The following is a 25,397-nucleotide window of genomic DNA, read 5'->3' as shown; positions in this document are numbered from 1 at the left end:
TCCTTTTGCGCCCCACCGGGCGAACTTAACCCCAGGAGTAGTTATGGATATCATTTCGGTTGCCTTAAAACGTCACTCCACTAAGGCCTTTGATCCGACAAAAAAACTGACCGCCGAGCAGGCAGAAAAAATCAAAACCCTGCTGCAGTTCAGCCCGTCCAGCACCAACTCGCAGCCCTGGCACTTTATCGTGGCCAGCACCGAAGAAGGCAAAGCGCGGGTCGCCAAATCAGCGGCCGGTGGCTTTGTCTTTAACGAGCGCAAAATGCTGGATGCGTCCCACGTGGTGGTGTTCTGCGCCAAAACCGCAATGGACGACGCCTGGCTAACGCGTGTGGTGGATCAGGAAGAGGCCGATGGCCGTTTTGCTACCCCGGAAGCGAAAGCGGCAAACCACAAAGGCCGTACCTTCTTTGCTGACATGCACCGTGTCAGTCTGAAAGACGATCATCACTGGATGGCAAAACAGGTGTACCTGAACGTCGGCAGCTTCCTGCTGGGCGTAGGCGCACTGGGTCTGGATGCCGTGCCGATCGAAGGCTTTGACGCCGCAGTGCTGGACGCCGAATTCGGCCTGACCGAACAGGGCTTCACCAGCGTGGTGGTGGTGCCGGTCGGCCATCACAGCGTGGAAGATTTCAACGCCGCGCTGCCGAAATCCCGCCTGCCGTTAAGCACGGTTGTGACGGAGTGCTAAGCAAACGGGCCGCTCTCAGCGGCCCGTTACTTTTTACTGATAACCAGTCTGCGATGCGGATGCACATCCCGATCGTAACCCCAGGCGAACGTTATCCAACGCTCTTCCAGCTCGGCGTAAGAGTTGACCGGCGTCAATTGCCACTCTTCGTCCACCGTGCCATCAGCCACGCTTATCTGATAGTTCAGGGTAAATGCCCAGTCGATCATGCGTAACCAGAAGCGTTGCCCGTCCCCGGTTTGCTCGCTGTCAGAGACCACGATGTCGTACTCGCTCAATAGCCACTGGAAAAAAAACTGAGGGAAGCCGCTGACCACCGGCTGATGAACCGTACGCGTAGTACGCCAGACCATCACCTGCGTCGCAGCACCCTGCGGGAACGTAATATCCTGATGAAAATACAGCTTCACGGCATAGGCCGTGTACGGCATACCTTCGTCGGTCGTCACAATTCGATATTCGTCAGCATACAACGATTTAAGTAGCCGATAACCCGCAGGCAGAACAAAGCCTGGCAGCTGAAAATCTGCCGCACCGCGCGCCAGAAAGGCCTCGGTATGTTCGACATTTCGCGAGACAAGACCTAATTTGTGGCTGAAATCAGCATTATCAATCATCAATGGCGACACGGGTTATTTCTCATCGCGTTAGTATAGTCGACTTCATATGCCATCGAAATGCCGGACATTCAGCGGGTTGAGTGCTGTTTGAACCCGGACTCAATAAAGCGTAATTTGCGGATGCTTAACCCCACATACCAGCGCATAGCGGGTCAAGGTATCCAGACTCGCCCGGGTAATATTGGCTTCCATTCGCGAGACGGTTGGCGCACTGACGCCCATTCTCTCTGCGACCTGCGCACGAGTCAGTCCGGCATGCTTGCGCCACTGTGCCAGCATCTCACGCAGGCGTGCCTTACGCTCTTCGGCGTCAAACGCAGCCTGCACGTCTGAATCGCTTAACAGCTCGGCTCTCAGCGTATCCCAGTCAATAATCTTCTTGCTCATCCAACATCTCCTGTTGTCGTTTCAGGGGCAAACATGTCCAGTGAAACTCTACTCATCAACAGAAAATTAGCATATATGGCAATTTGCATTAAAGGCTAATTTTTGGTTTCGTGATTCACCTTACACCCTTTCTCCAGAGCAGAACGAACGCGCGACAATTCCCTGAAACCTGCTCGCAAAATTCTCAGTTAATCTCTCTTCTTGCCTGCTGCTCCAGCCATGCCAGCGCCCTCTCCCCAGCGTCGTCCACCGGCAGATACACCAGCAGGCGCGAACCGTTGCGCGGGGCGGAATACCAGTACATCTGCTGGAGCTGAAAATCACCGAGCTGCGGATGCGCGAACAGCTTGATCTGGTTTTCTACGCCGCGCACGTCATTACGCTGGTGCCACAATGCCTCGAATTCTGCCGATACCGCAAAGAAGCGCGCCAGCTGGGCTTCCCACGCCGGATCGCCCCGGTGCTCGGCCATTGCTGCGCGAAAATAAGAGACAAAAATCGCCAGCACGTCGTCGCGTCTACCGAGGCGGGCGCGCCACGCCGGATGGGTGAGATAGAGATAAATGCAGTTGCGATCTTCCGGGGGAATGTCATTGAAGTCGACCCCCATCAGATGGCCGAAACTGTCATTCCACGCCACGATATCGAAGTTCGGTTTCTGGATGCTGGCGGGTTTCGGCATCAGGGTATCCAGCAGGCGGCGCGTCCCCTCGCTGATGCCCTCGCAGCAGGCCGCCTGCGGCGCTTCGCCCGGCGGTAGCCCGGCCAGCACAAACAGGTGGCGGGCTTCGGTTGGTGAACACTGCAGCGCTTTTGCCACCGCCGTCATCACCACGCTGGATGGGTTTACGTCCCGACCCTGCTCCAGCCAGGTGTACCAGGTCACGCCCACGTCCGCCAGCATCGCCACCTCTTCCCGGCGCAGGCCAGGGGTGCGGCGGCGTCCGCTGCGCGGCAGCCCCAGACGCTGCGGATCGAGACTCTCGCGTCGGGCGCGCAAAAACGCCCCCAGCTGTCTGCGGTTCTCTTCCTGTAACGACAGGGTGGGTTCGATAATCTGCGACATAATCCCTCCAGCAGGGTAGTACCAATACCAGTATAAGCAGGGACTGGTACCCGTTTATGATATCGACGATGCTACGGCTCTTCGCTGAATGACGCAATGGAGTCACCATGAATTCGTCTGCTGTTTCACCGGGTCGCGCCGGGCTGATATTGCTGCTAACCGGCCAGATGCTGCCGCTGATTGATACCTCGATCACCAACGTGGCGCTGGATTCGATCACCCACTCCCTGCACGCCACCGCCACCGAACTGGAGCTGATTGTTGCCCTGTATGGCGTGGCGTTCGCCGTCTGTCTGGCGCTCGGCAGCAAGCTCGGGGATAACTTCGGCCGGCGGCGGCTGTTTATGTGGGGCGTGGCGAGCTTTGGCCTGGCCTCGCTGCTGTGCGGGATGGCGGGCACTATCGAGCAACTGCTGGCGGCGCGCATCGTTCAGGGCGCGGGCGCGGCGCTGATCATGCCGCAAATTCTTGCCACCCTGCACGTCACGCTGAAAGGCACCGCCCACGCCAAAGCCATCAGTCTGTTTGGCGGTATCGGCGGGATTGCCTTTATCGTCGGGCAGATGGGCGGCGGCTGGCTGGTGTCGGCGGATATCGCCGGGCTCGGCTGGCGCAACGCCTTCTTTATCAACGTGCCGATTTGCCTGCTGGTGCTGGCGTTGAGCCGTCGCCACGTGCCGGAAACGCGCCGGGAGTTGCCGTCGCGCATCGACTGGCAGGGCACCGCGCTGCTTGCGGCGATCCTCTGCTGTCTGCTGTTCCCGATGGCGCTCGGCCCACAGTGGCACTGGTCCTGGCCGCTGAGAGCGATGCTTCTCGCCATTATCCCGTTGGCCGTATTGATGGCGTTAAATGCGCGCAAAAAAGAGCGTGAGAACGCCGATCCACTGATCCCACCGCGCTTAATGCAGCTCAGCAGCATCCGCTTTGGGGTGCTGATTGCGATGCTGTTTTTCAGCGCGTGGTCCGGGTTTATGTTCTGCATGGCGCTGACCATGCAGACCGGCCTCGGCATGGCCCCGTGGCAGTCCGGCAACAGCTTTATCGCCCTCGGGGTGACCTACTTCATCTCGGCGTGGTTTGCGCCGCGCCTGATTGCCCGCTACAGCACCAGCCGCATTCTGCTGATGGGGCTGGCTATTCAGATAACCGGTCTGCTGGCGCTGATTGCCACCTTCCGCACCTGGGGGCTGGAGAACACCGCCCTGACGCTGGCCCCTGCCACCGGGCTGGTGGGCTACGGCCAGGCGCTGATTGTGAACAGCTTCTATCGCATTGGAATGCGCGATATCCAGCCCGATGACGCCGGTGCCGCCAGTGCCATTCTGAGCACCCTGCAACAGGCTGCGCTCGGCCTCGGCCCGGCTATTTTTGGCGCGATTTTGCTGCACGCGCTGCAACAGCATCACGGCGATTACGCCCAGGCCATCAACATCTTCCTGATGGTCGAAACGGTGATGATGGTGGTGCTGGCACTGGTTACGCTGCTGCTACGCCATCGCCTGTCTCTGCCCACGGTGAAGCCCTGCCCCGCCGTGAAGTAACCCCTGACGAATTTGCATAATAGATCCGCAGCCGCCATTATGGCGGCTGCATCAATACAGGAGACGTTATGCAGGAATTAATCGCCCAGTTAGAAGAGTCAGGCATTGAAATTAACCACACAACATCGCTTGTGATTATCTTTGGTATTATTTTTCTTACCGCGCTCATTATTCATTTTATTTTACACAAAATCGTGCTGCGTGCTTTTGAGAAACGCGCGCAGGCCAGTAGCCATTTATGGCTACAGATTATTACCCAGAATAAGTTATTTCACCGTCTGGCCTTTACCCTGCAGGGGATTATCGTCAACGTTCAGGCGGTACTGTGGCTGCAAACGGGCAGCGACGCGGCGAATATACTGGCCACCTGCGCCAAGCTGTGGGTGATGATTTACGCCCTGCTTGCATTCTTCTCGCTGCTGGACGTGATTTTCAACCTGTCGCAAAAAATGGCCACCGCCTCGCAGCTGCCGCTGAAGGGGATTTTCCAGGGCATCAAACTGGTGAGCGCCATTCTGGCGGGGATTCTGATTATCTCCCTGTTGATTGGTCAGTCCCCCGCCATTCTGATCAGCGGCCTGGGGGCGATGGCCGCCGTGCTGATGCTGGTGTTTAAAGACCCGATACTCGGCTTAGTGGCCGGGATCCAGCTCTCCGCCAACGACATGCTCAAGCTCGGCGACTGGCTGGAAATGCCCAAATACGGTGCCAACGGCACGGTGACGGATATCGGCCTGACCACCGTTAAGGTGCGCAACTTCGATAACACCATCACCACTATTCCCACCTGGGCGCTGGTGTCCGATGCCTTTATCAACTGGAGCGGCATGTCGGCCTCGGGCGGGCGGCGCATTAAACGCAGCCTGAACATTGATAGCACCAGCATTCATTTTCTTGATGCCGATGAGCAGCAGCACCTGATTCAGGCCCGGCTGCTAAAGCCGTATATGGCGGCGCGGCATGAAGAAATCACCCTGTGGAATCAGCAGAATGGTGAAGGCGAATCGACGCTGAATCTGCGTAAGATGACCAATATTGGCACCTTCCGCGCGTACCTGAATGAATATCTGCGCAACCATCCACGGATCCGCAACGATATGACCTTAATGGTGCGTCAGCTTGCGCCGGATACCAACGGTTTGCCGATAGAAATATATGCGTTTACCAATACGGTTATCTGGGCGGAATATGAAGGAATTCAGGCCGATATCTTCGATCATATTTTTGCGGTGATCGATGAATTTGGTCTGCGCATTCACCAGACCCCGACCGGAAACGATATTCGCTCCCTGGCCGGCGTGCTGGCGAAATAACTCAGGAGCTGGCGCGTTCGATATAGCGCCAGCTCATCATCACCCGTTCGGTGGGCGCATCGGGGTTATCGATTTTATTCAGCAGTAAATCCACCGCTTTACGTCCGATATCCCGCGACGGCTGTTCAATGGTGCTGAGCGGCGGTGAAACCAGCCCGGCCAGTTCCGTACCGTCAAATCCGACGACCGCAATATCCTCCGGCACCCGCAGGCCGGCCTGCTCGATGGCGCGCAACGCCCCGGCGGCCAGTATATCCGACACGGCAAATACCGCATCCGGACGCGGCTCAGCGGCCAGCAGTTTGCTCATCGCCGCCATCCCCGCAGCGGCGCTCAGGTCGCTGGCGTACTGCACCGCCTGATAAGCAAAATCGCGCAGATGCACCACGCTCTTGTAGCCGCGCTCGCGCAGGCGGGAATATTTATAGCTCAGGTCGTGGTTAATCAGCGCAATGCGCTGGCGGCCAGCGTCGGCGAGGCGGCTGACCACATGCTGGGCGGCATCGATGTCGTTGATGCCGACGCAGGACACCGCCCCGGCGTCGGCGTATTCAGCACACTGCACCCAGGGCGCATCGCCAATCAGCGTCGCCAGTTCGTTCAGGCGGGAAAAAGCGTCCATGGTGATAATGCCGTCAACCATTTTGCCGGACAGCAGGCTCAGGCCGGAGCGGGAGCGTTCGATGTCCGAGCTGGAGTTGCACAGCAGAATGCGATAGCCATTTTTCTCCGCCTGCTCTTCAATGCCTTTGACCACTTCGGCGCAGAACGGGTTGGCGATGTTGGACACCATCACCAGAATCATGGAGCTGCGCGCCGTGCGCAGCTGACGAGCCAGCAGGTTGGGCTGGTAATTGGCCTCTTTGATGGCCTGCAAGACGCGATCGCGGTTTTTGGCTTTGACGGTATCGCTGTTATTCAACACGCGCGATACCGTCGCCACCGAGACGCCCGCAAGCTGGGCGATTTTCTGAATGGACATAGCGACTGTAATCCTGCAATGAGCGTTCTGAGCAGGCTACCATAAATTCGCTGCCCGGCGTACCGGGCAACGGGTTAACGGTCGATGCTCACCCAGCCCTGCTGCTGATGACTTTTCACTATTGCATCAATGATATACATCACATCCGCACCGTCGTGGAAGGTGGCGAAAACGGGTTTCTCCGGCATTTTACCGGCCTGCACCGCCTGATAAAACTGGGCCATCATGTTTTTGAAGGCATCGGGCCAGCCTTCAATATGCCCACCGGGGAAGTGGGCGCTGCTGGCGACGTCGCGGTTCATCAGGCCCGGATCGTCAGTCAGAGTCTGATTCGGCTGGGCACGATGACCCACCCACAGCTGCTGGGGCACTTCCTGATCCCAGGCCACGGAGGCCTCACTGCCGTTCACTTCCAGGCTCAGGCGGTTTTTACGCCCGGCGCTGACCTGCGAGACGTTAAAGCTGCCTTTGCTGCCGTCGTCAAAGCGGAACAGTACCGAACCAAAGTCCTCGGTGCTGACGGGCTTATCTTCGTACACCGCCTCCTGTGCCTGGCCAAAGGTCTGATTCCCGGCGACGTTCGACTTGCGGGTCGGCCAGACGATGGAAAGATCGGCCATCACCGCGGTAATGCGGCGTCCGGTAATAAACTGGATGGTGTCGCACCAGTGGGAACCGATGTCCGCCACCGCCCGCGATGCTCCGCCGAGCGCGGCATCCACTCGCCAGTTATAGTCGGTTTCCAGCAGCATCCAGTCCTGCAGATAGCTGCCGTGGGCGGCAAACAAACGTCCAAGACTACCCGCTTCCAGCATACTGGCCGCCTGGCGCACCATCGCAAACTGACGATAGACAAAGCTCACGCCGTGGATCACCCCCGCCTGCTCCGCCAGCGCCACCAGCTCACGCGCCTCTTCCGGGGTCATGCACAGCGGTTTTTCCGAGAACACATGCTTCCCGGCGCGCAGGATCTGGCGATTGATCTCCGCATGCAGATGGTTCGGGGTGCAGTTATGCACCACGTGCAGATCCGGGTGCGCCAGCAGCGCGTCGACGCTGCCATAGGCATGGGGAATGTTTAATTCTTTGGCTTTCGCTTCGGCTAATTCCTGCGAGCCGTCGCACAGGGCGACGACCTGAACAAACCCCAGACGGCGCAGAGCTTCGATATGCGCCGGTCCAATAAAGCCGCTGCCGATAATACCGACGTTAATCATGAAGTTCTCCTGCGGCAAAATCATCGAACGCCCGGGAGGAAACCGGGATAATGTGGCGAGAGATAAATTCCCGTCCTTCCCGCGCGCCGGTGTCGCCATCCTTCATGCAGCACTCCCACTCCAGCACCGCCCAGCCGTCGTAGTCGTACTGGGTGAGCTTGCTGAAAATACCCTTGAAATCCACCTGCCCGTCGCCCGGCGAGCGGAAGCGCCCGGCGCGGTTAATCCAGTTTTGATACCCGCCGAACACGCCGCTGCGCCCGTTGGCGCGGTATTCGGCATCTTTAACGTGAAACGCTTTGATGCGGGTGTGGTAGTGATCGATAAACGCCAGGTAATCCATCTGCTGGAGCAATAGATGGCTGGGATCAAACAGAATATTGCAGCGCGGGTGGTTGTCCACCAACGCCAGAAAACGCTCAAAGGTCACGCCATCGTGCAGATCTTCACCCGGATGCAGCTCAAAACAGACGTTAACCCCCTGCTCGTCGAAGGCGTCCAGAATCGGCCGCCAGCGACGGGCCAGCTCGCCAAAGGCCTCTTCAAAGCGCGCCTCGTTGTGCGGCGGCCAGGGATAGATAAACGGCCAGGCCAGCGACCCGGAGAAGGTCGCATGGGCGGTTAAGCCGAGCCTTGCCGATGCCACGGCCGCTTTTTTGATGATATCGACAGCCCAGGCCTGGCGGGCGGCGGCATTGCCGCGTACCGCCTGAGGCGCAAAGTTATCAAAGGCCTCGTCGTAGGTCGGGTGTACGGCAACCAGCTGCCCTTCAAGATGCGTAGACAGCTCGCTGATGACCAGCCCGTGCGCCGCCAGCGTGGCGTTTATTTCATCGCAGTAGGCCTGGCTTTCGGCCGCCCGCTCTACGTCGAAAATCGCTTTATGGTTGCAGGGAATTTGCAGGGCTTTGTAGCCCTTTTCCGCTGCCCAGCCTGCCAGCCCCTCGAGGGTATTGAAAGGTGCTTCCCCCCCGATGAACTGCGTCAGAAAAATACCCGGACCTTTAATTGTCCTCATACCACCTCCAGACATTACGCCTTGTCATCTTCATATTTGAACGAAACAAGGAAAACAAGTGCGATAACTGCAGCCGCCACCGCCGGGATCCACCAGAAGGTGACCCAGGCTTCAGGCACAGGCTGCCCCGCCACCAGGCGGTTGTAGAGCGCACCAGAAATTTGCGAACCCAGCAGCATACCGATGCCGTAGGTGAACATCACGATCATGCTCTGTGCCTGACCTTTCACCTTGTCGCCCGCCACGCGGTCGGTATAGATAAAGCCCACCACAAAGAAGAAGTCGTAGCAGACGCCGTGCAGCAGGATGCCGAGATACAGCAGCACGCGGCCCTCTTCACTGACGCCCATGGCAAACATCGCGTAACGGACAAACCACGCCAGCATGCCGATCAGCAGCATGTACTTCACGCCCAAGCGGCGGAACAGCAGCGGGATCACCAGCATGAAGAAGATTTCAGACATCTGACCGAACGACATCGCAGTACTGACATCCGCGATACCGGCATCCGCCAGGTACGACGCGGTGTAGGCGTAGTAGGTGCCCAGCGGAACTGAAATCAGCATGGCGCACATACAGAAGATGAAGAAGTGACGGGTCTTCAGCAGGGCAAAGGCGTCGGCGCAGAACAGATCGCGCATTTTCACCGGCAGGCCTTTGGCCGGGGCTGGCGTGTGTGGCAGGGTCAGACTATAGATGGCGAGGATCACCGAGCTTGCCGCCGCCACCTGGAAGATGGTGACACTGGAGGCCACGCCGGTAACACCGATAAAGATCCCGGCCACAATCCAGCCGATGGTGCCAAACACGCGCACCACCGGGAAGGTCTTGTCGACGTTCGCCAGGCTGTGGAAGGCGATGTTGTTGGTCAGCGCCAGGGTCGGCATATAGCAGAGCGTGTAGCCAAACAGCAGGCCAATCAGCAGGGCTCCGTTTTCAGCAATCAACGCGCCCGGGACAAACCACAGGATTGCCGCGCCTGCCAGGTGCATCACCGCCATCACCTTTTGCGAGGCAAAGAAGCGGTCCACCAGCATGCCGAGGACGAACGGCGACAGAATCGAAGCAATTGGCCCCGCCGAGAACGCATCGCCGATAAGCAGAGACATGTTGTGCTGGGTCATCACCAGACCGAGCGTAACAGACCAGCTACCCCAGATAAAAAATTGCAGGAACATCATCAGAGAGAGGCGCGGAACCAGCAGCCGATGCTGCCCCATCACCTTTCCACTACCTTCAGTTGTTGACACCATGTTGATCCCCACCCTTAAAAAGTAATCGATTACAAAACGTATCAGACAGAAAGTAATCGATTACAAAACAAAGATCCTGTGAGTTGAGTGAGATCTGGGAAGGCGATCACGATAAAGATGAAATTCGGGGCGGAAAGGGGTGGGTGGCGGCTTCGCCTGACCCGGCCCACAGCAGAATGCAGGCTTACAGACTTGCGGATATAGCCTTTTGGCTATAAGGACATCATTATATGGGAAGTCGAAACAACGGCTGGCAATAAAACAGGAAAAGTTGAAAAGCGTTTCTACAAGCAAATGATCAACCTTGCTGACGCTGAGTTCAGCAAGTATCTGGCATCTAAGGAGGCCTCATGGCTACGTTAAAAGAACTGATGGCCCAGCAGAGTGAAGAGAGTAAAGAGCGGATTGCCGCGAAAGTGGAAGAGTTGCGTATTATCGTGGCATTAAACCAACTTCGCGAAGAGCTCAACATATCACAAACGGAGCTTGCTACAGCAATGGGGGTAAAACAACCTAACGTAGCAAAGATAGAGCAGCCGGATAATGACCCACGCCTTTCTACGTTGAAGCGCTATGTAAAAGCCCTGGGGGGCGAAGTGAGTATTGACGTCACCCTGCCGACCGGGAAGCGCGTTGCGTTTCATTTTTAACAGAGGGTTTATAGGGGATTGCGCTCGCTTCTCTGCCGGGTGGCGGCTTCGCCTTACCCGTCCTACGTTTGGTTTTGTAGGCCCGTGCAAGCGCAGCGCCGCCGGGCAAACAGAGGATTGTGCGGGATTGTGCGGCCTGATGCCCTCACCCCGGCCCTCTCCCACAGGGAGAGGGAGCAAACAATAAAAAAGCAACTACCGTTGCTTTTTGCATTCACCTTGAGAGGGCGTACACACTAAAAACGGCAACGTCGTTGCCGTTTTGCTTTTATTTCCGTGACAGCTTAAACGCGGCAAACAGGAACACAATCCACACCGGCAACAGGATCGCCGAGGTACGCATCCCGTCCATGGTGCACATGAGCACCAGGATCATCGCCAGGAAGGCGATACAGATGTAGTTACCCGCCGGGTAGAGCAGCGCTTTGAACTGCGTTTCGCGCCCTTTGCGCCGCATCGCCGCGCGAAAACGCAGGTGCGCCAGGCAGATCATGATCCAGTTCAGCAGCAGGGTTGCGACCACCAGCGCCATCAGCAGGCCAAAGGCCTCGTGCGGCAGCAGGTAGTTAACCAGCACCACCAGCGAAGTGATCCCGCCGGACAGCAGCAGCGAATTCACCGGCACGCCGCGTCGGCTGATGCGGGTCAGGAACTTCGGCGCATTGCCTTGCACGGACAGGCCAAACAGCATCCGGCTGTTGGAGTACACGCCGCTGTTATATACCGACAGGGACGCCACCAGAATGACAAAGTTCAGCGCAGATGCCACCAGGTTGCTGTTCATATCGTGGAAAATCATCACAAACGGACTGCTGTCCGATTTCACGTCCACCCACGGATAAAGCGCCAGCAGCACCACCAGCGAGCCGATGTAAAACAGCAGAATACGGTACACCACCTGATTGACCGCTTTCGGGATGCTTTTATGCGGGTCCTGCGCTTCGGCGGCGGTGATGCCGATAAGCTCCAGTCCACCGAACGAGAACATGATCACCGCCAGCGACAGCACCAGCCCTTTCCAGCCGGTGGCCAGGAACCCGCCGTGCTTCCACAGGTTGTCGACGCTGGCGCGCTCGCCGCCGTTGCCGGAGAACAGCAGCCACAGGCCGAAGCCGATCATGCCGATTATCGCCAGCACTTTGATCAGCGCAAACCAGAACTCGGTCTCACCGTACAGGCGCACGTTCACCAGATTAACGGCGTTAATAATGATGAAAAATACCGCCGCCCAAATCCAGGTCGGCACGTCCGGCAGCCAGTACTGCATGTAGATGCCCGCAGCGGTCAGCTCTGCCATTCCCACCAGCACGAACATCACCCAGTAGTTCCAGCCGGAGAGGAAGCCGGCGAACGGCCCCCAGTATTTGTAGGCAAAATGGGCGAAGGAGCCTGATACCGGCTCTTCAACCACCATCTCGCCGAGCTGGCGCATGATCAGAAACGCAATAACGCCCGCAATGGCGTAGCCCAGCAGCACCGCAGGCCCGGCCATCTGAATGGCAGGCCCGATGCCGAGGAACAGCCCGGTGCCGATAGCGCCACCGAGGGCGATAAGTTGAATATGTCGGTTTTGTAAACCACGATGCAGCGTCGGAATCTGTTCCGACGAGGCTTCAGCAACACCGTTGTCTGAAGCGGATGACGCGTTTTTCACGTCTGACCCCTGTCTCTTTCTATGGAAGGGGCACCTTTTAACACTTCAGCCAGGTGGTAGCAAGTAAAGGCGCGGGGATGTAGGTGGGGCATCCTTGCCCCGGATAACGAGGGTCGAACTCAGAACTCGTAGCCGACGGAAACCTTAACGGTACGCGGCTCACCCTGGAACAGGTAAGTGCCGCTGTCGTCTACGCTTGACCAGTAGTTCTCATCGGTAAGGTTCTCAATACCGGCGCGAACGGTCATCTGGTTCTGGTTATTGTTGACCGCGAAGCGGTAACGCATGCCCAGATCCAGGGTGGTGTAGCTGTCCAGCTTTTTGCTGTTGGTCAGGTCCGCATACTGGGAACCGGAGTGGTTCACGCGGGCGGTGGCGGTCAGGCCGTCAATCGGCTTGATGTCGTACTCCGCGCCCAGTACGGCGTAGAAGTTCGGCACGCCAATCGCGTCATTGCCCTGGTTGATCCCATCTTTGGTTTTGGTCAGCTCCGCCTGCAGCCAGGTGGCGCTGGCGTTCAGACGCAGGCCCAGCATCGGCTCGCCGAAGATGTTCAACTCCACGCCGCGGTTACGCTGCTCGGCATCCAGACCGTAATGTTTGTTGCTGTCGAGGATCGGGGTTGGCATTTTGATTTCGAACAACGCCAGCGAGCCGCCGACGCGACCAAAATCAGCCTTCAGGCCCACTTCATTTTGCTTAGAGTGGACGATCCCGGTGCTCTGGCCATAGTTGGTGGCGGTGTTTGGCGCGGTTTTGCCCGGCTGCAGCGCTTCGGTGTGGTTCGCGTACAGAGACAGCTGCTCCCACGGCTTGTAGACCACGCCGTAGGTTGGCATCCAGCGGTCGCCGTCGAAGCTGTCGCCCGCGTTTTCCAGGCCGGTAACTTTGTTATAACCGCGGATCACCACTTTCTGATGACGGGCACCGGCGGTGAACAGCAGGCTGTCATCCAGCACGCCGAGGGTGTCGCTCAACAGCCAGCCCTGGGTACGGGTGCGGCCGCTGGTCAGCGGATCGCTGTAGTTACCGCCCGCGCCGTTGGAGTTGGTGCTCGGTGGGGCATTGACGCCGGTGTTGTGGTAGATGTTGGTTACCGGGTTGTTGGCGGCCGCTGACATCTTCCAGGCGATTTTCTCGTTTTTGGTCATCGCCGAATAGCCGACGTTAACTTTGTGCGAGACAAAACCGGTATCAAAGTTACCGCGAATGCCCGCCATGCCGCTCACGCTGTCGCTGATACGGTTGGTATCCAGCCGAGTGGCGGTAGCTTTGCCGCTGGCGTCAACCAGCTTCGCGCCGCTGTACAGCCCCTCTTCATGGGCGTGCTGCGCGCCAAGTCCGGTGTAAGCGGTCCAGCTGTCGTTGATGTCGTACTCGCTGCGCCACATGCCGAATTCGTTTTCGATATTGCTGTAAGCCCATTTCTGGTTGTAGTTGCGATCGTTTTTCGGCGGCTCTGGCACGAAGTTAACCCCGGCAACGTTGACCCCGGTCTCTGAGCCGTGGAAGGTTTTCTTTTGATAGCCCATGTCCACGGAGGTACGGAAGTCTTCACCCGCGTAATCGAGGCCGGTGGAGAGCAGCGTGGTGCGGCGGCGATCGTTTTCGACCGGGGCTTCACCTTCGCGGTGAACCACGTTAACGCGCGCGCCGAACTGGTCGCTGTCGCCAAAGCGACGACCGGCATCCAGGGTAGTACCAATCTGCGACTCCGAGGTGTAATCAACGCCGACCTTCGCCTGCGGGGTGGCCCCCGCGTGTTTCGGCTCGAGGTTGATCATCCCACCGACGCCGGAGCTGGCCGCACCGTTCATCAGGGAGTTAGCACCTTTGAAGATCTCAATGCGATCCACCATCTGAGCGTCAACCACCTGACGCGGCAGCACGCCGGACAAGCCGCCGAAGGTCATGTCATCGCCATCAAACTTCAGGCCGCGAATACGGAAGCTTTCTGCGCTGTTGCCGTAGCCCTGCACGGACTGTACGCCCGCATCGTTCGCCACCACGTCGGCGATGGTGCGCGCCTGCTGATCTTCCACCAGCTTGGAGGTGTAGCTGATGATGTTAAACGGCACGTCCATTGCATTTTGCTGACCGAGCATCCCCATCCGCCCGCCGTTCGCCACCTGTCCGTCAAGGAAGGCCGGCACCAGCTGGTCACCGCCGGGTTTGAAATCGCTGGCCGCAGCGGTCTGCACCACAATGGTGTCTTCTTTTTTGTTCTCTGCCGCCATGGCGGAATGGGTAATGGCACCGATGGCGAGCGCCAGCAGCGTTTTGTTCATTATTCTGGTGTTGTTCATGATCAACTCGTTCAAAATCTGCGCAAAATGGCCCGTTACCGGGCCTAAATATTTATAAGTAATAAGATTATTTCAGGGCGATACGCACTACGCTGTCCGGCCCGTTGGTGGAGTGATCTTTGTTGAACGCCTGCTTAACGGTGACGTACAGGGTCTGGCCATCGGCCGACAGCTGTAGGCTGTTCGGGTTCGGCGGCAGATCCCAGCTCTGCTTCACGGCAAAGGTGGTGGCGTCGAGGCTCAGCACTTTTCCGCTTTCGCGCTGGGTGACGTACAGCTCGTTACGCACCGGGTTGAATTTCACCGCCATTGAGTCGCCGATATCCAGCTGCTTAATCACTTCACCGGTACGGATATCCAGCACCAGGGTGGTTTTCGCTTTGGAGGTGTCGGTCACGAACAGGCGGCCGGTGGCTTTGTCTTCTGCCAGGTTCAGCAGCAGCGCCGGTTTGTCGCCAAGCGGCTTCCAGCGTTTTTCGATGCGATTACTGCGGGGATCCAGCACCAGGATTTCACCGCCGCCGTTGGCGACGTAAATGCGCTGAGTTGTCTCAGACCACAGCAGGCCGGTAACCCACTGGCCGGCGTTTTTGATGGTCTTTTTCAGTTTCAGCGTTTTCGCATCCACCACCCAGATGACCGCCGGATCGGCGACGCCGCCGATGTAGAGCACGTCGTTATGCAGCAGCACCTGACGCGCACCGTACGGATAACCTTCTTTATTGCGTTCGGTAAACAGCAGGCGCTGTTTGACTTTGCCATCCGCGGTGCTGATCGCACTGATCCCACCGTCGAGCGAGTTAGTGGCATACACGGTGCTGCCGTCCGGGGAGATGGCGAGGGCAAAGTTTTTCAGATCCGTATGGCTGCGGCCCAGGGTTTTCAGCGTGGTCGGGTCAAGCTTGTAGACCACCCCGCCCTGCACGTCCTTAAAGCCTTCTGAGCTGGCCACGTACAGTGCATCGCCTTTCGGGCTCAATACCATTTCATACAAGCCATCGGCGAGATCGCGCTGCACGAGGTTGGTTTGCGCAGGGGCGGTTGCCGGTTTTGGCGCGTCAGCAGCAGGCGTGGTTGTCGCCGTGTTATGGGCAGCGCAGCCGCTCAGGGAGACGGCGACGAGCAGCGCCAGGGCGGACAATTTTTTGGTCATCAGGAACATCCTTTACCGTGCAAATCGAATTTGAGGAGGACGCCTGCGCCGCTTATGCGTTGCGATTAGGGTTGTGATATGAGGCCATCAGGCCATTAGCGTCCACCGTTAACACTCTGTGTTCCGTGTGAGATCGACGCTCACTCAACTTGCGGGAAATATCCTTGCGCGCCCGCAAACACTAAAGAGAATGAGAACTATACTCATTATGAATCTGTGATCAAGTGTAAATATGCGCAACAAGGTAAAAAAAGCGAACGAAAGCAGACGTCTGCTGCGCCTTATTACCCTTTGCTGCAATAGAAAACGGGGGAATTGTTGTAGATAAAATAATAGCTGGAGGAATTAGCGGGAACGACCTGCATTCTTAATCCACGCTCCCGATGACGAAAGAAATCGGGGATATTTACTCTAAACGGCAGGGTAACTTTGGGTAATTCGTTGGTTTCACTGGAGACCATAATCATCCGCCCGTCTTCACGCCAGTAATCAAACATCACATTATTACTGACCGCAACGGGCGGTTGATTGGGTTTATTGTCTTCGCCCGAGGCCTGGTAAAGACCTTTGCCATCGTGAAATGAAAAGCTCACCAGAACATCGACATAGTCATGTTTATCTACAACCGTGACCCTGGATTCACAGCTAAAATCATCACGCTGATGATGAATATACCCCGCCGCCAGCACCGGGGTAATAATGGCTATTCCAGTTAGCATCCAACGCGCGGTTAATTTATTCATTTTCATCATAGGGCTGCCGGTAAAAAATAGACTGACAGCGGGCGGCGCTGTTTTCCGGTATCTGATCGCAGATAATCACCGATATTCCCTGCTGCGTCTGGTTCAGGGTCAGATACGCCACATCCCCGCGTTTACAGGGCAGCGGAAAGCGTTGCGACAGCGCCTCCAGGATGCTGCGGCTTTTCTCTTTATCATGCCAGGAAGAATACACCTCGCAGCCGTTGCTGTTGCCGATTAACGGATAGTGGGCAAATACAGACTCTCCCTGTCGAAGCGTAATAAACAGCACGCTACAGGAGAGTAAAAATAGTCCCGCAGCCAGCCCGTACGCCCGGCGGGAGGTCCAGAAACCCGATACCAACGGCGTTGCAACCGGTTTCCGCTCTACAATAGATTCGTCTGGTAAAGTGAGTGGTTGCACCGTTTTATGCCGCTCAACAAAGGCATCTGCGCTGCCGGTGCGCAGCTGCGCGACGGATTTAAAGCCCGCTTTGGGCACGGTGATAATGACATTGTCCTCCAGCCCGGCACTTTTCAGCGCTTTGCGGATCGAGGCGATAGTTTGATACAGCGCATTGGTGGTCACCACCGCGCCCTGCTTTTCCCACACCGTGGCAAACAGATAACGCTGGGTCAGCAGCTGGTCATTGTGTTCAAGGAGTTGAAGCAGGCACTCACTCACCGGACCATGCAGGATCACTGCGCGCTCCGGGTAATGGGCCCGGGAGCACACCCGTCGCGCATCGGGTTCGAACAGCACCGTCTCGTTAATCAGAAAAACAGTCTTCATGTCATGACCACAGGCTACATTTCAAAGGGATACGCTTCGTCAAACTTCTGATTCAGTATAAATCATATAACTTCACTCCTCTTTTCGCCCACCAGAACGCATTGTGAAGACAGCGAAAGCGGCCATGCTGCATCAGACCCTCACACACCGCTTATCATCAGCGTGAAATGCCAGCATTACGCGCAAATTCGCCATTTTATATTGATGCATGGTTTCATCACCCGAATCTGGCATATAGCAGCATAAAGCAAATAAATGGCAGATTTTTATGCTGAAAATATGGATTACATAAACGAATAACTAACCATAAAGGGTTTGGCACCCGGTTTCTTATAGCGCACCGGGGTGTGTATTGGAAAGCATTCAGAGCAGCCATATAATCCACCACATTAATGGTGTGGGTAAATGTACGACAGCACTGTCGGGGTGGTTGGCTAATATCAAAGCGTGCAGGAATAAATGAAATGGGTTATCGACTCTATGGCTTTATGATCGGCGAAGAAATTCATTTTGATATTTCAAATCGCAGGTTGTATCGGCTCACCGGCAGCCACACCGAAAAAAGCATGGCATTTGCCTCAATCTATTTTAATGAAACCATGCTCCGGTTATTTCTGTATCTGCTGGAGCATGGTCGGCGAAAGATTATTGCCAAAGAAGAACTGTTCGAAAAAATCTGGGAGGAAAATAACTTATCGCCCTCCACCCAGCGATTATGGCAAGTGTTACACAACCTGAATAAAAAATTGAGCCTGCTCGGTTTGCCGGATGACTTCATCCGCAACGTGAAAGGCCGAGGGTATATGATCAATTACCCTAACGTCACCCCCGTTTATTATAGGCTGAGTGAACTCCCGACTCAGCCAGTTAAAAAAGAGGAGAAAACAGATAGTCTGAGTGAGTGATGTCAACCCAGGCCTTTGCCCTGCGCACAGAGTGCAAAGGGCTTTTTTTTAGCTCAATACCTTAATGATGATAAACAAGGACACCCCCCAATAGCAAAACATGGCGGGAATGGATAAAAAAAATGAATATAACCTCTTTCTTTGCAAATTTAAAAATCAATAAAAAGCTATTTTTTGGTTTTGCCACTGTATTACTTTTTTCGATTGCAATCCTGTCGGCAGGTTTGCTGGGGCTCATCAACATTCAGGACAAAGTTAAGAAAAACGGTCTGGTTGAGGATCTGTCGAACTCGCTGGCAGAAATGCGCACCGGTCGTCTGAACTATCAGTTCACGTTTGACAAAAAGTACCTCGATCAGGTCAAGGCCGCCACGTCCCATATGCAAGGTTCCATTGCCAGGCTTGAGCAATTTACCTGGTTTGATAAAAACAAAGCGGCGCTGGAACGCACGGCAACCGCCATCAATAACTATGTGACCATTCAGGATCCCTTCTTAGATTCGCTCAGTCGGATGCACAGCAGTGAAGCAAAGCTCAACACGGATGAACTGTGCGCGAACTCAGTGATTGCGGACAAACTCAGCCGTAGCGGAACCCTACCCCCTGAGCAGTCGCTGGTTGCAGCCCAGGTTGCCTTCATTATGAGCGATATTGATTCTCAGATGAGCCTTTTTAAGGCGCAACCAAACGATAAGATGGAACAGTATCTTCGCCAACGATTAGCCGTTGGCTTATCGGATTCCAGTCTGTTGCTGCAGGCCGTGCCGGACGATCAGAAAACCTGGATCCTGAAGGGTGTTGACGATATCAAAGTCATCACCTCTGGGATTGATAATTACCAGCGAAGCTGGACTGAAGAGTCAGCACTTTCGCAGCGTATGGCTGCGCAAGCCATTGAAGTAACGAAAGCCATACAGTCACTGTTCATGTTGCAGCAAGAGAAAGTGACCGAAACGGTAAGCGCAGTGAAAATCCAGATGATTACCGTAGCCGCGATTGCCATTATTGCCGGCATTCTGCTGGCGCTGGGGATCACCCTGTCGATTACCCGTCCGCTGAATGAAACCTTGCGGGTGGCCGGGCAGATTGCTAAAGGCGATCTCACCAGTAATCTCAGCAGCCGCCGCCGGGATGAACCGGGCCTGCTGATGCAGGCGGTCGCTACCATGAATGAGAATCTGAAAAGCATCATTTATGACGTGCGGGACGGCGTAGAAAGCGTGGCGCGATCGGCATCCGAAATTGCCGCCGGGAATATGGATCTGTCGTCACGCACCGAGCAGCAGTCCGCCGCCGTGGTCGAGACTGCCGCCAGCATGGAACAGCTCACCTCCACCGTGGCGCTGAATGCCGAGAACGCCAACCACGCACGCCTGCTGGCACAAGAGGCATCGGCGCATGCCAGCGAAGGCAGTGAAATCTCGCAGAGGGTGATCGATACCATGAAGAATGTGCGAAGCAGCTCGCACCGTATCTCTGAGATCACCGCCGTCATCAATAGCATCGCCTTCCAGACCAATATCCTGGCGCTGAACGCCGCCGTCGAAGCCGCGCGTGCGGGCGATCAGGGCAAAGGCTTTGCGGTGGTGGCCGCAGAAGTGCGCACCCTTGCCCAGCGCAGCGCCCAGTCGGCAAAAGAGATCGAAAACCTGATCAACGAATCGGTGGTGTACGTGGACAACGGCTTTACCCTGGTCAGCGGTGCCGGTGAAGCGATGTCACGTATCGAGACCTCCGTGGCGCAGGTGCGCGACATCATGAGCGAGATTGCTGCCGCCACCGACGAACAGAGCCGGGGGATTTCACAAATTGCCCAGGCGATGACCGAGATGGACACCACCACCCAGCAAAACGCCGCGCTGGTGGAAGAATCATCCGCGGCAGCCAGTTCGCTGGAGGATCGGGCCGTTCAGTTGGAACAGGTGGTGGCGATTTTCCAGGTGCCGGGCGCAGCGCCACGCGCCCCTGCCCGCGCCCCGGCATCCACGAAAAAGGCCCCTTCTCACTCGTCGAGCGACTGGGTCAAATTTTGATGTCCACAGAGGGTAGCGGGATGAAACGGTCATATAAAAACCTGAACACGATGCTTTCGGGGATCAACGCGGGGTTAGCACGCTGTTTTTCCCGACGCTTGCACTCCCCGATCAATACGCTGCGTACGGCGATTGCCCAGCGGCAGATCGCCCCTTTTTACCAGCCCTTTATTGATGCCCGCAGTGGGCAGATAGCCGGGATCGAGGTGCTGGCCCGCTGGCGTCACCCGCTTTACGGCTATGTCTCGCCGGATGTCTTTATTCCGCTGGCGGAAAAGCACCATCTGATCGTGCCTCTGACCCACCTGCTGATGGAGCAGGTGGTGACGGATCTGCAGCATCAGATCCACCGCTTCCCGCACGGGACCTATATCTGTATCAACATTAGTGCCCAGAACTGCCTCGATCCGCGCTTTGAATGCGATACCCGCGAGATGGTGCGCAAGCTTAAGGCCAACCAGAGTCACGTGGTGGTAGAGATCACCGAGCGGCACCCGCTGCACTTTACTCCGCAGCTCAATGAGTGGTTTGCCGCCCTGCGCCGGGCCGATATCTCGCTGGCGCTGGATGACTTTGGCACCGGCTATTCGAACCTGGCCTATATTTCCGCCCTCAACCCGGAATTTATTAAAATTGATAAGCAGTTTGTCAGTCAGATAGGCGTGAGTGACGATACGCGGCTGGTGGACAGCCTGATTGATCTGGCGAAAAACATGCGTCTGAAAATTATTGCCGAAGGGGTCGAAACCGAAGCGCAGGCCAACTATCTGCGCAGCAAACGAATTGATTATCTGCAGGGATTTTATTTCAGCAAACCGCTATCGGCCAGTGAGTTGATTTATCAGGTCGCGACACGCTAAACAGGTGCCACCCCGCAAAGGGGTGGCAACAGAATTATTTCTTCTTGTAGATATCAGCAGTACCGTGAATTTTCTTATCGGTATGGCCTGAGGTCAGCACCAGCACGTCAGCGCCTTTTTGATCGGCTTTTTCAATCAGCTCTTTCTTCGCATCCGATGCCGCCACTTGATTCGAGGTCGATACCGTCCCGATTTTGTCATACTGCGTTTCGACTTTTTTAAAGTCCTCGCGGGAAAGCAGTTCAGCAGCGAAGACGTTAGAGGTAAACAGCACAGCAGTTCCCAGCAGAATGGCGATCGTCTTTTTCATAACCTGACTCCTTGTAAAAAAACAGGCGAGCTACAATTGCCTCACTCCGGTGAGCAAGGTGTATTTAGCATGATCACAAAGGTTAAAAAAATCCACGTCCGGGGCTGATTTATTATATATCAAATTGTTATATATCATGTGCTGTGGACACAGTGTTAAAAAAACCAATCCAGACCCTGACAATTTAATATCTCTTATATCAGGCACAGGCGATAATATTCGCTGGCTTATTATCTCACTGTGTATATTTGTGTTAAATCAGCCGACTCTATTTTTGCCGATGTTCCTGTCGCGTCGGTACTATGCCCTGGGTAGCGTCATCCGAAACCGGGGGGAGGGTTAATACCGGCCGCTGACTCCCGGACAGATCCGTCAGACCCAGCGCCGAAAACACCCCGTTGTGAATCACCTCTTCAGAAAAAGGAATCGTCCCGTTTTCCTGATGGATAATCGCTTTGCTCAGCGCGCTCAATACAGAGGGTGAAGCCACGTCCAGTCGGGTATCGGGCGTCACGCCTAACGCGCTGCTGACCTTCTGGATATAAGCGGGGGTATTGTTATTATCCTGCGGCGGTGCCCAACGGGTGATGATTTTACTGATGGTGTCCAGCCCACGCCGTTGATATGAAAGCAGATTCATCCCCAGGGCACGGATCCCGTGTTCTGGCGAGGTGAAGGTGGCAAAACGTCCGTCAGTGCCATTCTGCCCCAGCCAGCTAAAAGCCCAGCTGGCCTCCAGGTTGCCAGGGTTGTTATTGCGAATGCCGCGAATACCGCCTGACTGCTGCGGGGAAGTCGGCAGCCAGTTTGTGTTCAGCGCGGCAAATGCCCATTCGCGGCTCGCCAGTGGGCCGCCCTGAGCCGACCAGGGCTGGCTGGTGCCGCCGTTCTTGCGCCGGGACGGCTGTTCCATCAGAGCAATCTGCTGCTCACTCCAGCCCTGCGACCGGGCGAATTGATCCAACTTATCGAGCGTGGCGGGGGTCGCTTCTGGCGATACCGGACGGGTGTCGGCGGTATGCGGGGCGCTGGCCGCAGGCTGAGTCATCATCGGTTGTAAGCTGTTGTTCATCTGCGACAAAGAGGCGGGAACGCTGGTCTGGGTCGCGCCCGCCGATGGCATGCGGGCGATCAGGGTTGCCTCAGGCTGCGTGCTGACGCTCTGCTGCTCGATATGGTATTGCGCAATAACAGACATCATTTCCTCTGGGTACGGGTCCACCGCTATTCTGTCCTGCCCGAACAGATCCCGCTCATTATACAGACGCTGTAGGCGTCTCACTGCACCATGGCGATTTTAATTTTTTGGACGATGCGGTTCCCGCAAGAGTGATTTTTGCGCTGTATATTTGGGTAACTAGCTGAATTTGAATGGTACGCCCTGTAGGATTCGAACCTACGACCTACGGCTTAGAAGGCCGTTGCTCTATCCAACTGAGCTAAGGGCGCATTGAGATGCGTGTACTGCGAGGGGTGAAACGCTGCGAATTATACGGTCAATGTCTGGTGAGTCAATGCCTTTCGGTTCGAATGCCTCTCTTATCACCGCTTGCCTGTTGCTCCGCAATCAAGCCGCCTGTTTTTTGGTCATTACTCGCCTCGTATAACTACGAAATGCCTTAGCCCATTTTAAGTCGCACCTGCTATTTTCACCTGCTGTTTGCCCGCACACTACCCTGCGGTAGCCCGGTGCCCGTAAGCCGGAACATAACAGCAGAGGGATGATATGCGCATCAGTGTACGCCGCTACCGACGGCGTCGAACAGGAAGTGATTCGATAGGTTTTGCGCAAACTCATTTTAATGCGCCCTTTTTTGACCGCCTTGTTTACCTTAGCCAGTCCATTAATCAGCACCGAAAAACAGACGCCCCCTGGATAGTGCTGGTCACCGGCGATCATTATCTGCGTATCGGACTCCAGGCCAGCCCCTCCCCTCTAAACCACTGCAGTCATTTCGATACCCTGGCGCCTGCGCTGAGTGCTGTACAGCAGTGGCCCTCTGCCAGACTGGTGGTGGATATGGCGTGCCAGTCGCAATCCCTGACGGAAACGCTCGACAGCCTGCGCAGGCAGAGGCTGTATCCCCCTTACACGCCGGTTAATGTGCTGATCCGGGCCGATGACTATGATCTGCGGCTTTTTTGTAAAGCCGCCGGGCCGTTTAATGTGATTGAACGCCAGTCTTCCGCCGCCCTACTTCAGCAGATGCTTTCCCACAATTCGCATCCCGTCGCCGCTGGCAGGGAGTGGTTTACGCGCGAAGAATGGGCCATTCTGCGGCTTGTCCTGTCCGGGGAGTCACTGCGCAACATTGCCAGGCTGCGCGATCGCCCCTACAGCTGTGTCGTGTATCGCGTGGGGCGCATCGTCGACAAACTCGGTTTACATCATCGCCAGGCGCTGCTGCATTTATTGAACCGGCTTTCCGATTATTGAAAAAAACGGGCTGTTAAACCCCTTATTCTTAAGGAATTTTAGGAAATAGCTTACGCGCCAATGTTAGTTTTATGCGTTTATTTAACAGCTCATTCACATGAGCAACTATTCCTAATTTACCCTTTCCGATAACGTTAAATCCTGGCTGACGGGGACAGTGCAACATTTTTATCCAGTCGTTAAGGTTTGGTTGATTCGGTTAATTTTATGATAGTGATGTAAAAACAAATGACTTCGGCATTTCACATCGTGAGGGGCGGAGTGGCCCGCAGCAGATCCTGCTGGCAGAGAGTGAGATTAGTCTTATTGGTGCACAGGGCTTTCAAGTAGGGGATTCATGCGGATGGTACGGCTTTTTACCGGCTATAACGAGGTTTTCTGAGTGGATAAACTTTGAAATTAATTATCACACAACCTTAACAATTAGAGAGTTGTGTTATTTTTTGTTGTTACAAAACCAGGATAGTTCGCCCAGATGAAAATTAATGGATGTTTAGACCGTTTTTAAAATATTCGCTTTCACTCTGTAGAACATCATATTGAGCAAGATGCGCCTGGCAGTTTGCAGGCTTTTCGCAGAACAGTTACAAGGTATAATAAGCGCTATTCCAGTCGTGAATAAGAAACACCATTTTAATTGACAGTAAATCCCTATTTAGTCACCGCGCTGCGGCAATATTTTCGCCATTACGTTAACAAGGATGCTTTCGCTCTTTCCAGGGAATTCCCTCCTATAAGGACCAAAAGAATTATCCTTCCGGATTATCAGCGCTTTAACAATCTGAGGCATAAAAATGAAACCGGCATCCGTAATCATTATGGACGAACACCCTATCGTCAGAATGTCGATAGAAGTCCTGCTACAGACCAATAAAAACATTGAGATCACGCTTAAATCGGGAGACTGCCATGAAACCCTCGATTACATCCGCAACCACCCGGTCGATATGGTGATCCTGGATATCGAACTTCCGGGGACGGATGGATTCACTTTACTTAAGAGAATCAAACAATTAAACGATAAGATAAAGGTACTGTTCTTATCGTCGAAATCAGAGTCTTTCTATGCCGGGCGAGCGATGCGCGCCGGTGCGAATGGTTTTGTCAGTAAGCGAAAAGATCTGGGCGATATCTATAATGCTGTCGAAATGTTGCTGGGCGGATATTCATTTTTCCCGTCCGATACGCTGAATTTTATAAGCCATTTAAATATGCGAAAAGGAATGTTGATGGATATGCCGCTGTCTAATCGGGAGGTCACAGTGTTGCGATATCTGGCTAATGGCTTATCAAATAAAGAAATTGCCGGGCAGCTGCTGCTGAGTAATAAAACCATTAGCGCCCACAAATCAAATATCTATACGAAATTAGGCGTTCAGACCATCGTTGAGCTCATTGATTATGCCAAAGATCATGAACTGCTCTGACTGAAAAACCTCCCTGTCACATTATGACGTTT

At 55.3% G+C, this 25,397-nt stretch carries 23 protein-coding genes and 1 tRNA gene; 9 read left to right on the top strand and 15 right to left on the bottom strand.

The genetic code is table 11. The features are described 5' to 3' along the window. The first annotated feature begins 43 nt into the window (after nt 1-43). Complete coding sequence (gene nfsB / locus M8013_RS10940; protein WP_271267830.1) at nt 44-697, top strand: oxygen-insensitive NAD(P)H nitroreductase; 654 nt, start codon at nt 44-46, stop codon at nt 695-697. A 26-nt stretch (nt 698-723) separates the two neighbouring features. Here the strand turns inward: nfsB and M8013_RS10935 are convergent, their stop codons facing one another. From M8013_RS10935 to M8013_RS10925, 3 genes are all read right to left on the bottom strand, one after another. After that, nucleotides 724-1,326, bottom strand: a complete 603-nt coding sequence (locus tag M8013_RS10935) for a hypothetical protein (RefSeq protein WP_271267829.1) — start codon at nt 1,324-1,326, stop codon at nt 724-726. 90 nt (nt 1,327-1,416) lie between these two features. Then, on the bottom strand, nt 1,417-1,704 hold the full coding sequence (locus tag M8013_RS10930) for a helix-turn-helix domain-containing protein (RefSeq protein ID WP_271267828.1): 288 nt from the start codon (nt 1,702-1,704) through the stop codon (nt 1,417-1,419). 184 nt (nt 1,705-1,888) lie between these two features. Beyond that, on the bottom strand, nt 1,889-2,770 hold the full coding sequence (locus tag M8013_RS10925) for a helix-turn-helix transcriptional regulator (protein WP_271267827.1): 882 nt from the start codon (nt 2,768-2,770) through the stop codon (nt 1,889-1,891). A 107-nt stretch (nt 2,771-2,877) separates the two neighbouring features. On the opposite strand from M8013_RS10925, the gene M8013_RS10920 reads away from it, so the two are divergent. Both M8013_RS10920 and M8013_RS10915 read left to right on the top strand, forming a co-directional pair. Next, a complete protein-coding gene (locus tag M8013_RS10920) occupies nt 2,878-4,314 on the top strand; it encodes an MFS transporter (RefSeq protein WP_271267826.1) in 1,437 nt (478 codons plus the stop codon). A 68-nt stretch (nt 4,315-4,382) separates the two neighbouring features. Continuing rightward, nucleotides 4,383-5,627 (top strand): mechanosensitive ion channel family protein, encoded by a 1,245-nt coding sequence (locus M8013_RS10915; protein ID WP_271267825.1) that lies wholly within the window; start codon nt 4,383-4,385, stop codon nt 5,625-5,627. A 1-nt stretch (nt 5,628) separates the two neighbouring features. On the opposite strand, the gene M8013_RS10910 is transcribed toward M8013_RS10915, so the two are convergent. The 4 genes from M8013_RS10910 to M8013_RS10895 form a co-directional block, all read right to left on the bottom strand. Then, nucleotides 5,629-6,609, bottom strand: a complete 981-nt coding sequence (locus M8013_RS10910; RefSeq protein WP_271267824.1) for a LacI family DNA-binding transcriptional regulator — start codon at nt 6,607-6,609, stop codon at nt 5,629-5,631. A 74-nt stretch (nt 6,610-6,683) separates the two neighbouring features. Beyond that, a complete protein-coding gene (locus M8013_RS10905; protein ID WP_271267823.1) occupies nt 6,684-7,826 on the bottom strand; it encodes a Gfo/Idh/MocA family protein in 1,143 nt (380 codons plus the stop codon). Beyond that, nucleotides 7,819-8,844 (bottom strand): sugar phosphate isomerase/epimerase family protein, encoded by a 1,026-nt coding sequence (locus M8013_RS10900; RefSeq protein WP_271267822.1) that lies wholly within the window; start codon nt 8,842-8,844, stop codon nt 7,819-7,821. Before M8013_RS10900 ends, M8013_RS10905 begins: the two co-directional genes overlap by 8 nt. Before the next feature lie 14 nt (nt 8,845-8,858). Continuing rightward, nucleotides 8,859-10,097, bottom strand: a complete 1,239-nt coding sequence (locus M8013_RS10895; RefSeq protein WP_271267821.1) for an MFS transporter — start codon at nt 10,095-10,097, stop codon at nt 8,859-8,861. Between the two features lie 350 nt (nt 10,098-10,447). Between M8013_RS10895 and M8013_RS10890 the strand changes: the two genes are divergently transcribed. After that, nucleotides 10,448-10,747 (top strand): helix-turn-helix domain-containing protein, encoded by a 300-nt coding sequence (locus M8013_RS10890; protein WP_271267820.1) that lies wholly within the window; start codon nt 10,448-10,450, stop codon nt 10,745-10,747. 268 nt (nt 10,748-11,015) lie between these two features. On the opposite strand, the gene pheP is transcribed toward M8013_RS10890, so the two are convergent. The 5 genes from pheP to M8013_RS10865 form a co-directional block, all read right to left on the bottom strand. Then, a complete protein-coding gene (pheP, locus tag M8013_RS10885) occupies nt 11,016-12,401 on the bottom strand; it encodes a phenylalanine transporter (protein ID WP_271267819.1) in 1,386 nt (461 codons plus the stop codon). Nucleotides 12,402-12,520: 119 nt separating this feature from the next. After that, on the bottom strand, nt 12,521-14,707 hold the full coding sequence (locus tag M8013_RS10880; RefSeq protein ID WP_271267818.1) for a TonB-dependent receptor: 2,187 nt from the start codon (nt 14,705-14,707) through the stop codon (nt 12,521-12,523). Between the two features lie 67 nt (nt 14,708-14,774). Further along, nucleotides 14,775-15,860 carry a YncE family protein gene (locus tag M8013_RS10875; protein WP_271267817.1) on the bottom strand — a complete coding sequence of 362 codons (1,086 nt, stop codon included), beginning with the start codon at nt 15,858-15,860 and terminating at the stop codon, nt 14,775-14,777. 284 nt (nt 15,861-16,144) lie between these two features. After that, nucleotides 16,145-16,612: a hypothetical protein gene (locus M8013_RS10870; RefSeq protein ID WP_271267816.1), complete on the bottom strand. Its 468-nt coding sequence runs from the start codon at nt 16,610-16,612 to the stop codon at nt 16,145-16,147. Further along, a complete protein-coding gene (locus M8013_RS10865; RefSeq protein ID WP_271267815.1) occupies nt 16,596-17,393 on the bottom strand; it encodes a winged helix-turn-helix domain-containing protein in 798 nt (265 codons plus the stop codon). The genes M8013_RS10870 and M8013_RS10865 overlap by 17 nt, the downstream gene beginning before the upstream one ends. Nucleotides 17,394-17,857: 464 nt before the next feature. Between M8013_RS10865 and M8013_RS10860 the strand changes: the two genes are divergently transcribed. The 3 genes from M8013_RS10860 to M8013_RS10850 all read left to right on the top strand — a co-directional run bounded on the left by M8013_RS10860 (nt 17,858) and on the right by M8013_RS10850 (nt 21,191). Then, on the top strand, nt 17,858-18,298 hold the full coding sequence (locus M8013_RS10860) for a winged helix-turn-helix domain-containing protein (RefSeq protein WP_271267814.1): 441 nt from the start codon (nt 17,858-17,860) through the stop codon (nt 18,296-18,298). A 122-nt stretch (nt 18,299-18,420) separates the two neighbouring features. Beyond that, a complete protein-coding gene (locus tag M8013_RS10855) occupies nt 18,421-20,331 on the top strand; it encodes a methyl-accepting chemotaxis protein (protein WP_271267813.1) in 1,911 nt (636 codons plus the stop codon). 20 nt (nt 20,332-20,351) lie between these two features. Further along, complete coding sequence (locus M8013_RS10850) at nt 20,352-21,191, top strand: EAL domain-containing protein (protein WP_271267812.1); 840 nt, start codon at nt 20,352-20,354, stop codon at nt 21,189-21,191. 34 nt (nt 21,192-21,225) lie between these two features. On the opposite strand, the gene yahO is transcribed toward M8013_RS10850, so the two are convergent. The 3 genes from yahO to M8013_RS10835 all read right to left on the bottom strand — a co-directional run bounded on the left by yahO (nt 21,226) and on the right by M8013_RS10835 (nt 22,950). Continuing rightward, a complete protein-coding gene (gene yahO, locus M8013_RS10845) occupies nt 21,226-21,501 on the bottom strand; it encodes a DUF1471 family periplasmic protein YahO (RefSeq protein ID WP_271267811.1) in 276 nt (91 codons plus the stop codon). Nucleotides 21,502-21,769: 268 nt separating this feature from the next. Continuing rightward, nucleotides 21,770-22,702 carry a hypothetical protein gene (locus M8013_RS10840; protein ID WP_271267810.1) on the bottom strand — a complete coding sequence of 311 codons (933 nt, stop codon included), beginning with the start codon at nt 22,700-22,702 and terminating at the stop codon, nt 21,770-21,772. A gap of 171 nt (nt 22,703-22,873) precedes the next feature. After that, nucleotides 22,874-22,950 (bottom strand) — tRNA-Arg (locus M8013_RS10835). A 277-nt stretch (nt 22,951-23,227) separates the two neighbouring features. Here M8013_RS10835 and M8013_RS10830 point away from each other — a divergent pair. Then, a complete protein-coding gene (locus M8013_RS10830; protein WP_271267809.1) occupies nt 23,228-23,938 on the top strand; it encodes a helix-turn-helix transcriptional regulator in 711 nt (236 codons plus the stop codon). Between the two features lie 794 nt (nt 23,939-24,732). Beyond that, nucleotides 24,733-25,365: a fimbria biosynthesis transcriptional regulator FimZ gene (gene fimZ, locus M8013_RS10825; RefSeq protein WP_271267808.1), complete on the top strand. Its 633-nt coding sequence runs from the start codon at nt 24,733-24,735 to the stop codon at nt 25,363-25,365. The last annotated feature ends 32 nt before the right edge of the window (nt 25,366-25,397 follow it).

The organism is Silvania confinis (assembly GCF_025564085.1).
Classification (GTDB): domain Bacteria; phylum Pseudomonadota; class Gammaproteobacteria; order Enterobacterales; family Enterobacteriaceae; genus Enterobacter; species Enterobacter confinis.
The sequence above is the reverse complement of the archived record's forward strand: the minus strand, read 5'-3'. Positions and strand labels throughout refer to the sequence as shown.

Bases quoted from the DNA above. Each gene is read 5' to 3' on its own strand.
- M8013_RS10930 (WP_271267828.1), bottom strand. From the start codon at position 1,704: ATGAGCAAGAAGATTATTGACTGGGATACGCTGAGAGCCGAGCTGTTA.
- M8013_RS10860 (WP_271267814.1), top strand. From the start codon at position 17,858: ATGGGTTATCGACTCTATGGCTTTATGATCGGCGAAGAAATTCATTTT.
- yahO (WP_271267811.1), bottom strand. From the start codon at position 21,501: ATGAAAAAGACGATCGCCATTCTGCTGGGAACTGCTGTGCTGTTTACC.
- M8013_RS10925 (WP_271267827.1), bottom strand. From the start codon at position 2,770: ATGTCGCAGATTATCGAACCCACCCTGTCGTTACAGGAAGAGAACCGC.
- nfsB (WP_271267830.1), top strand. From the start codon at position 44: ATGGATATCATTTCGGTTGCCTTAAAACGTCACTCCACTAAGGCCTTT.
- M8013_RS10870 (WP_271267816.1), bottom strand. From the start codon at position 16,612: ATGATGAAAATGAATAAATTAACCGCGCGTTGGATGCTAACTGGAATA.
- M8013_RS10910 (WP_271267824.1), bottom strand. From the start codon at position 6,609: ATGTCCATTCAGAAAATCGCCCAGCTTGCGGGCGTCTCGGTGGCGACG.
- M8013_RS10840 (WP_271267810.1), bottom strand. From the start codon at position 22,702: ATGATGTCTGTTATTGCGCAATACCATATCGAGCAGCAGAGCGTCAGC.
- M8013_RS10915 (WP_271267825.1), top strand. From the start codon at position 4,383: ATGCAGGAATTAATCGCCCAGTTAGAAGAGTCAGGCATTGAAATTAAC.
- M8013_RS10865 (WP_271267815.1), bottom strand. From the start codon at position 17,393: ATGAAGACTGTTTTTCTGATTAACGAGACGGTGCTGTTCGAACCCGAT.
- M8013_RS10850 (WP_271267812.1), top strand. From the start codon at position 20,352: ATGAAACGGTCATATAAAAACCTGAACACGATGCTTTCGGGGATCAAC.
- M8013_RS10905 (WP_271267823.1), bottom strand. From the start codon at position 7,826: ATGATTAACGTCGGTATTATCGGCAGCGGCTTTATTGGACCGGCGCAT.
- M8013_RS10920 (WP_271267826.1), top strand. From the start codon at position 2,878: ATGAATTCGTCTGCTGTTTCACCGGGTCGCGCCGGGCTGATATTGCTG.
- M8013_RS10895 (WP_271267821.1), bottom strand. From the start codon at position 10,097: ATGGTGTCAACAACTGAAGGTAGTGGAAAGGTGATGGGGCAGCATCGG.
- M8013_RS10855 (WP_271267813.1), top strand. From the start codon at position 18,421: ATGAATATAACCTCTTTCTTTGCAAATTTAAAAATCAATAAAAAGCTA.
- M8013_RS10890 (WP_271267820.1), top strand. From the start codon at position 10,448: ATGGCTACGTTAAAAGAACTGATGGCCCAGCAGAGTGAAGAGAGTAAA.
- M8013_RS10875 (WP_271267817.1), bottom strand. From the start codon at position 15,860: ATGACCAAAAAATTGTCCGCCCTGGCGCTGCTCGTCGCCGTCTCCCTG.
- M8013_RS10900 (WP_271267822.1), bottom strand. From the start codon at position 8,844: ATGAGGACAATTAAAGGTCCGGGTATTTTTCTGACGCAGTTCATCGGG.
- fimZ (WP_271267808.1), top strand. From the start codon at position 24,733: ATGAAACCGGCATCCGTAATCATTATGGACGAACACCCTATCGTCAGA.
- M8013_RS10830 (WP_271267809.1), top strand. From the start codon at position 23,228: ATGCGCATCAGTGTACGCCGCTACCGACGGCGTCGAACAGGAAGTGAT.
- M8013_RS10880 (WP_271267818.1), bottom strand. From the start codon at position 14,707: ATGAACAACACCAGAATAATGAACAAAACGCTGCTGGCGCTCGCCATC.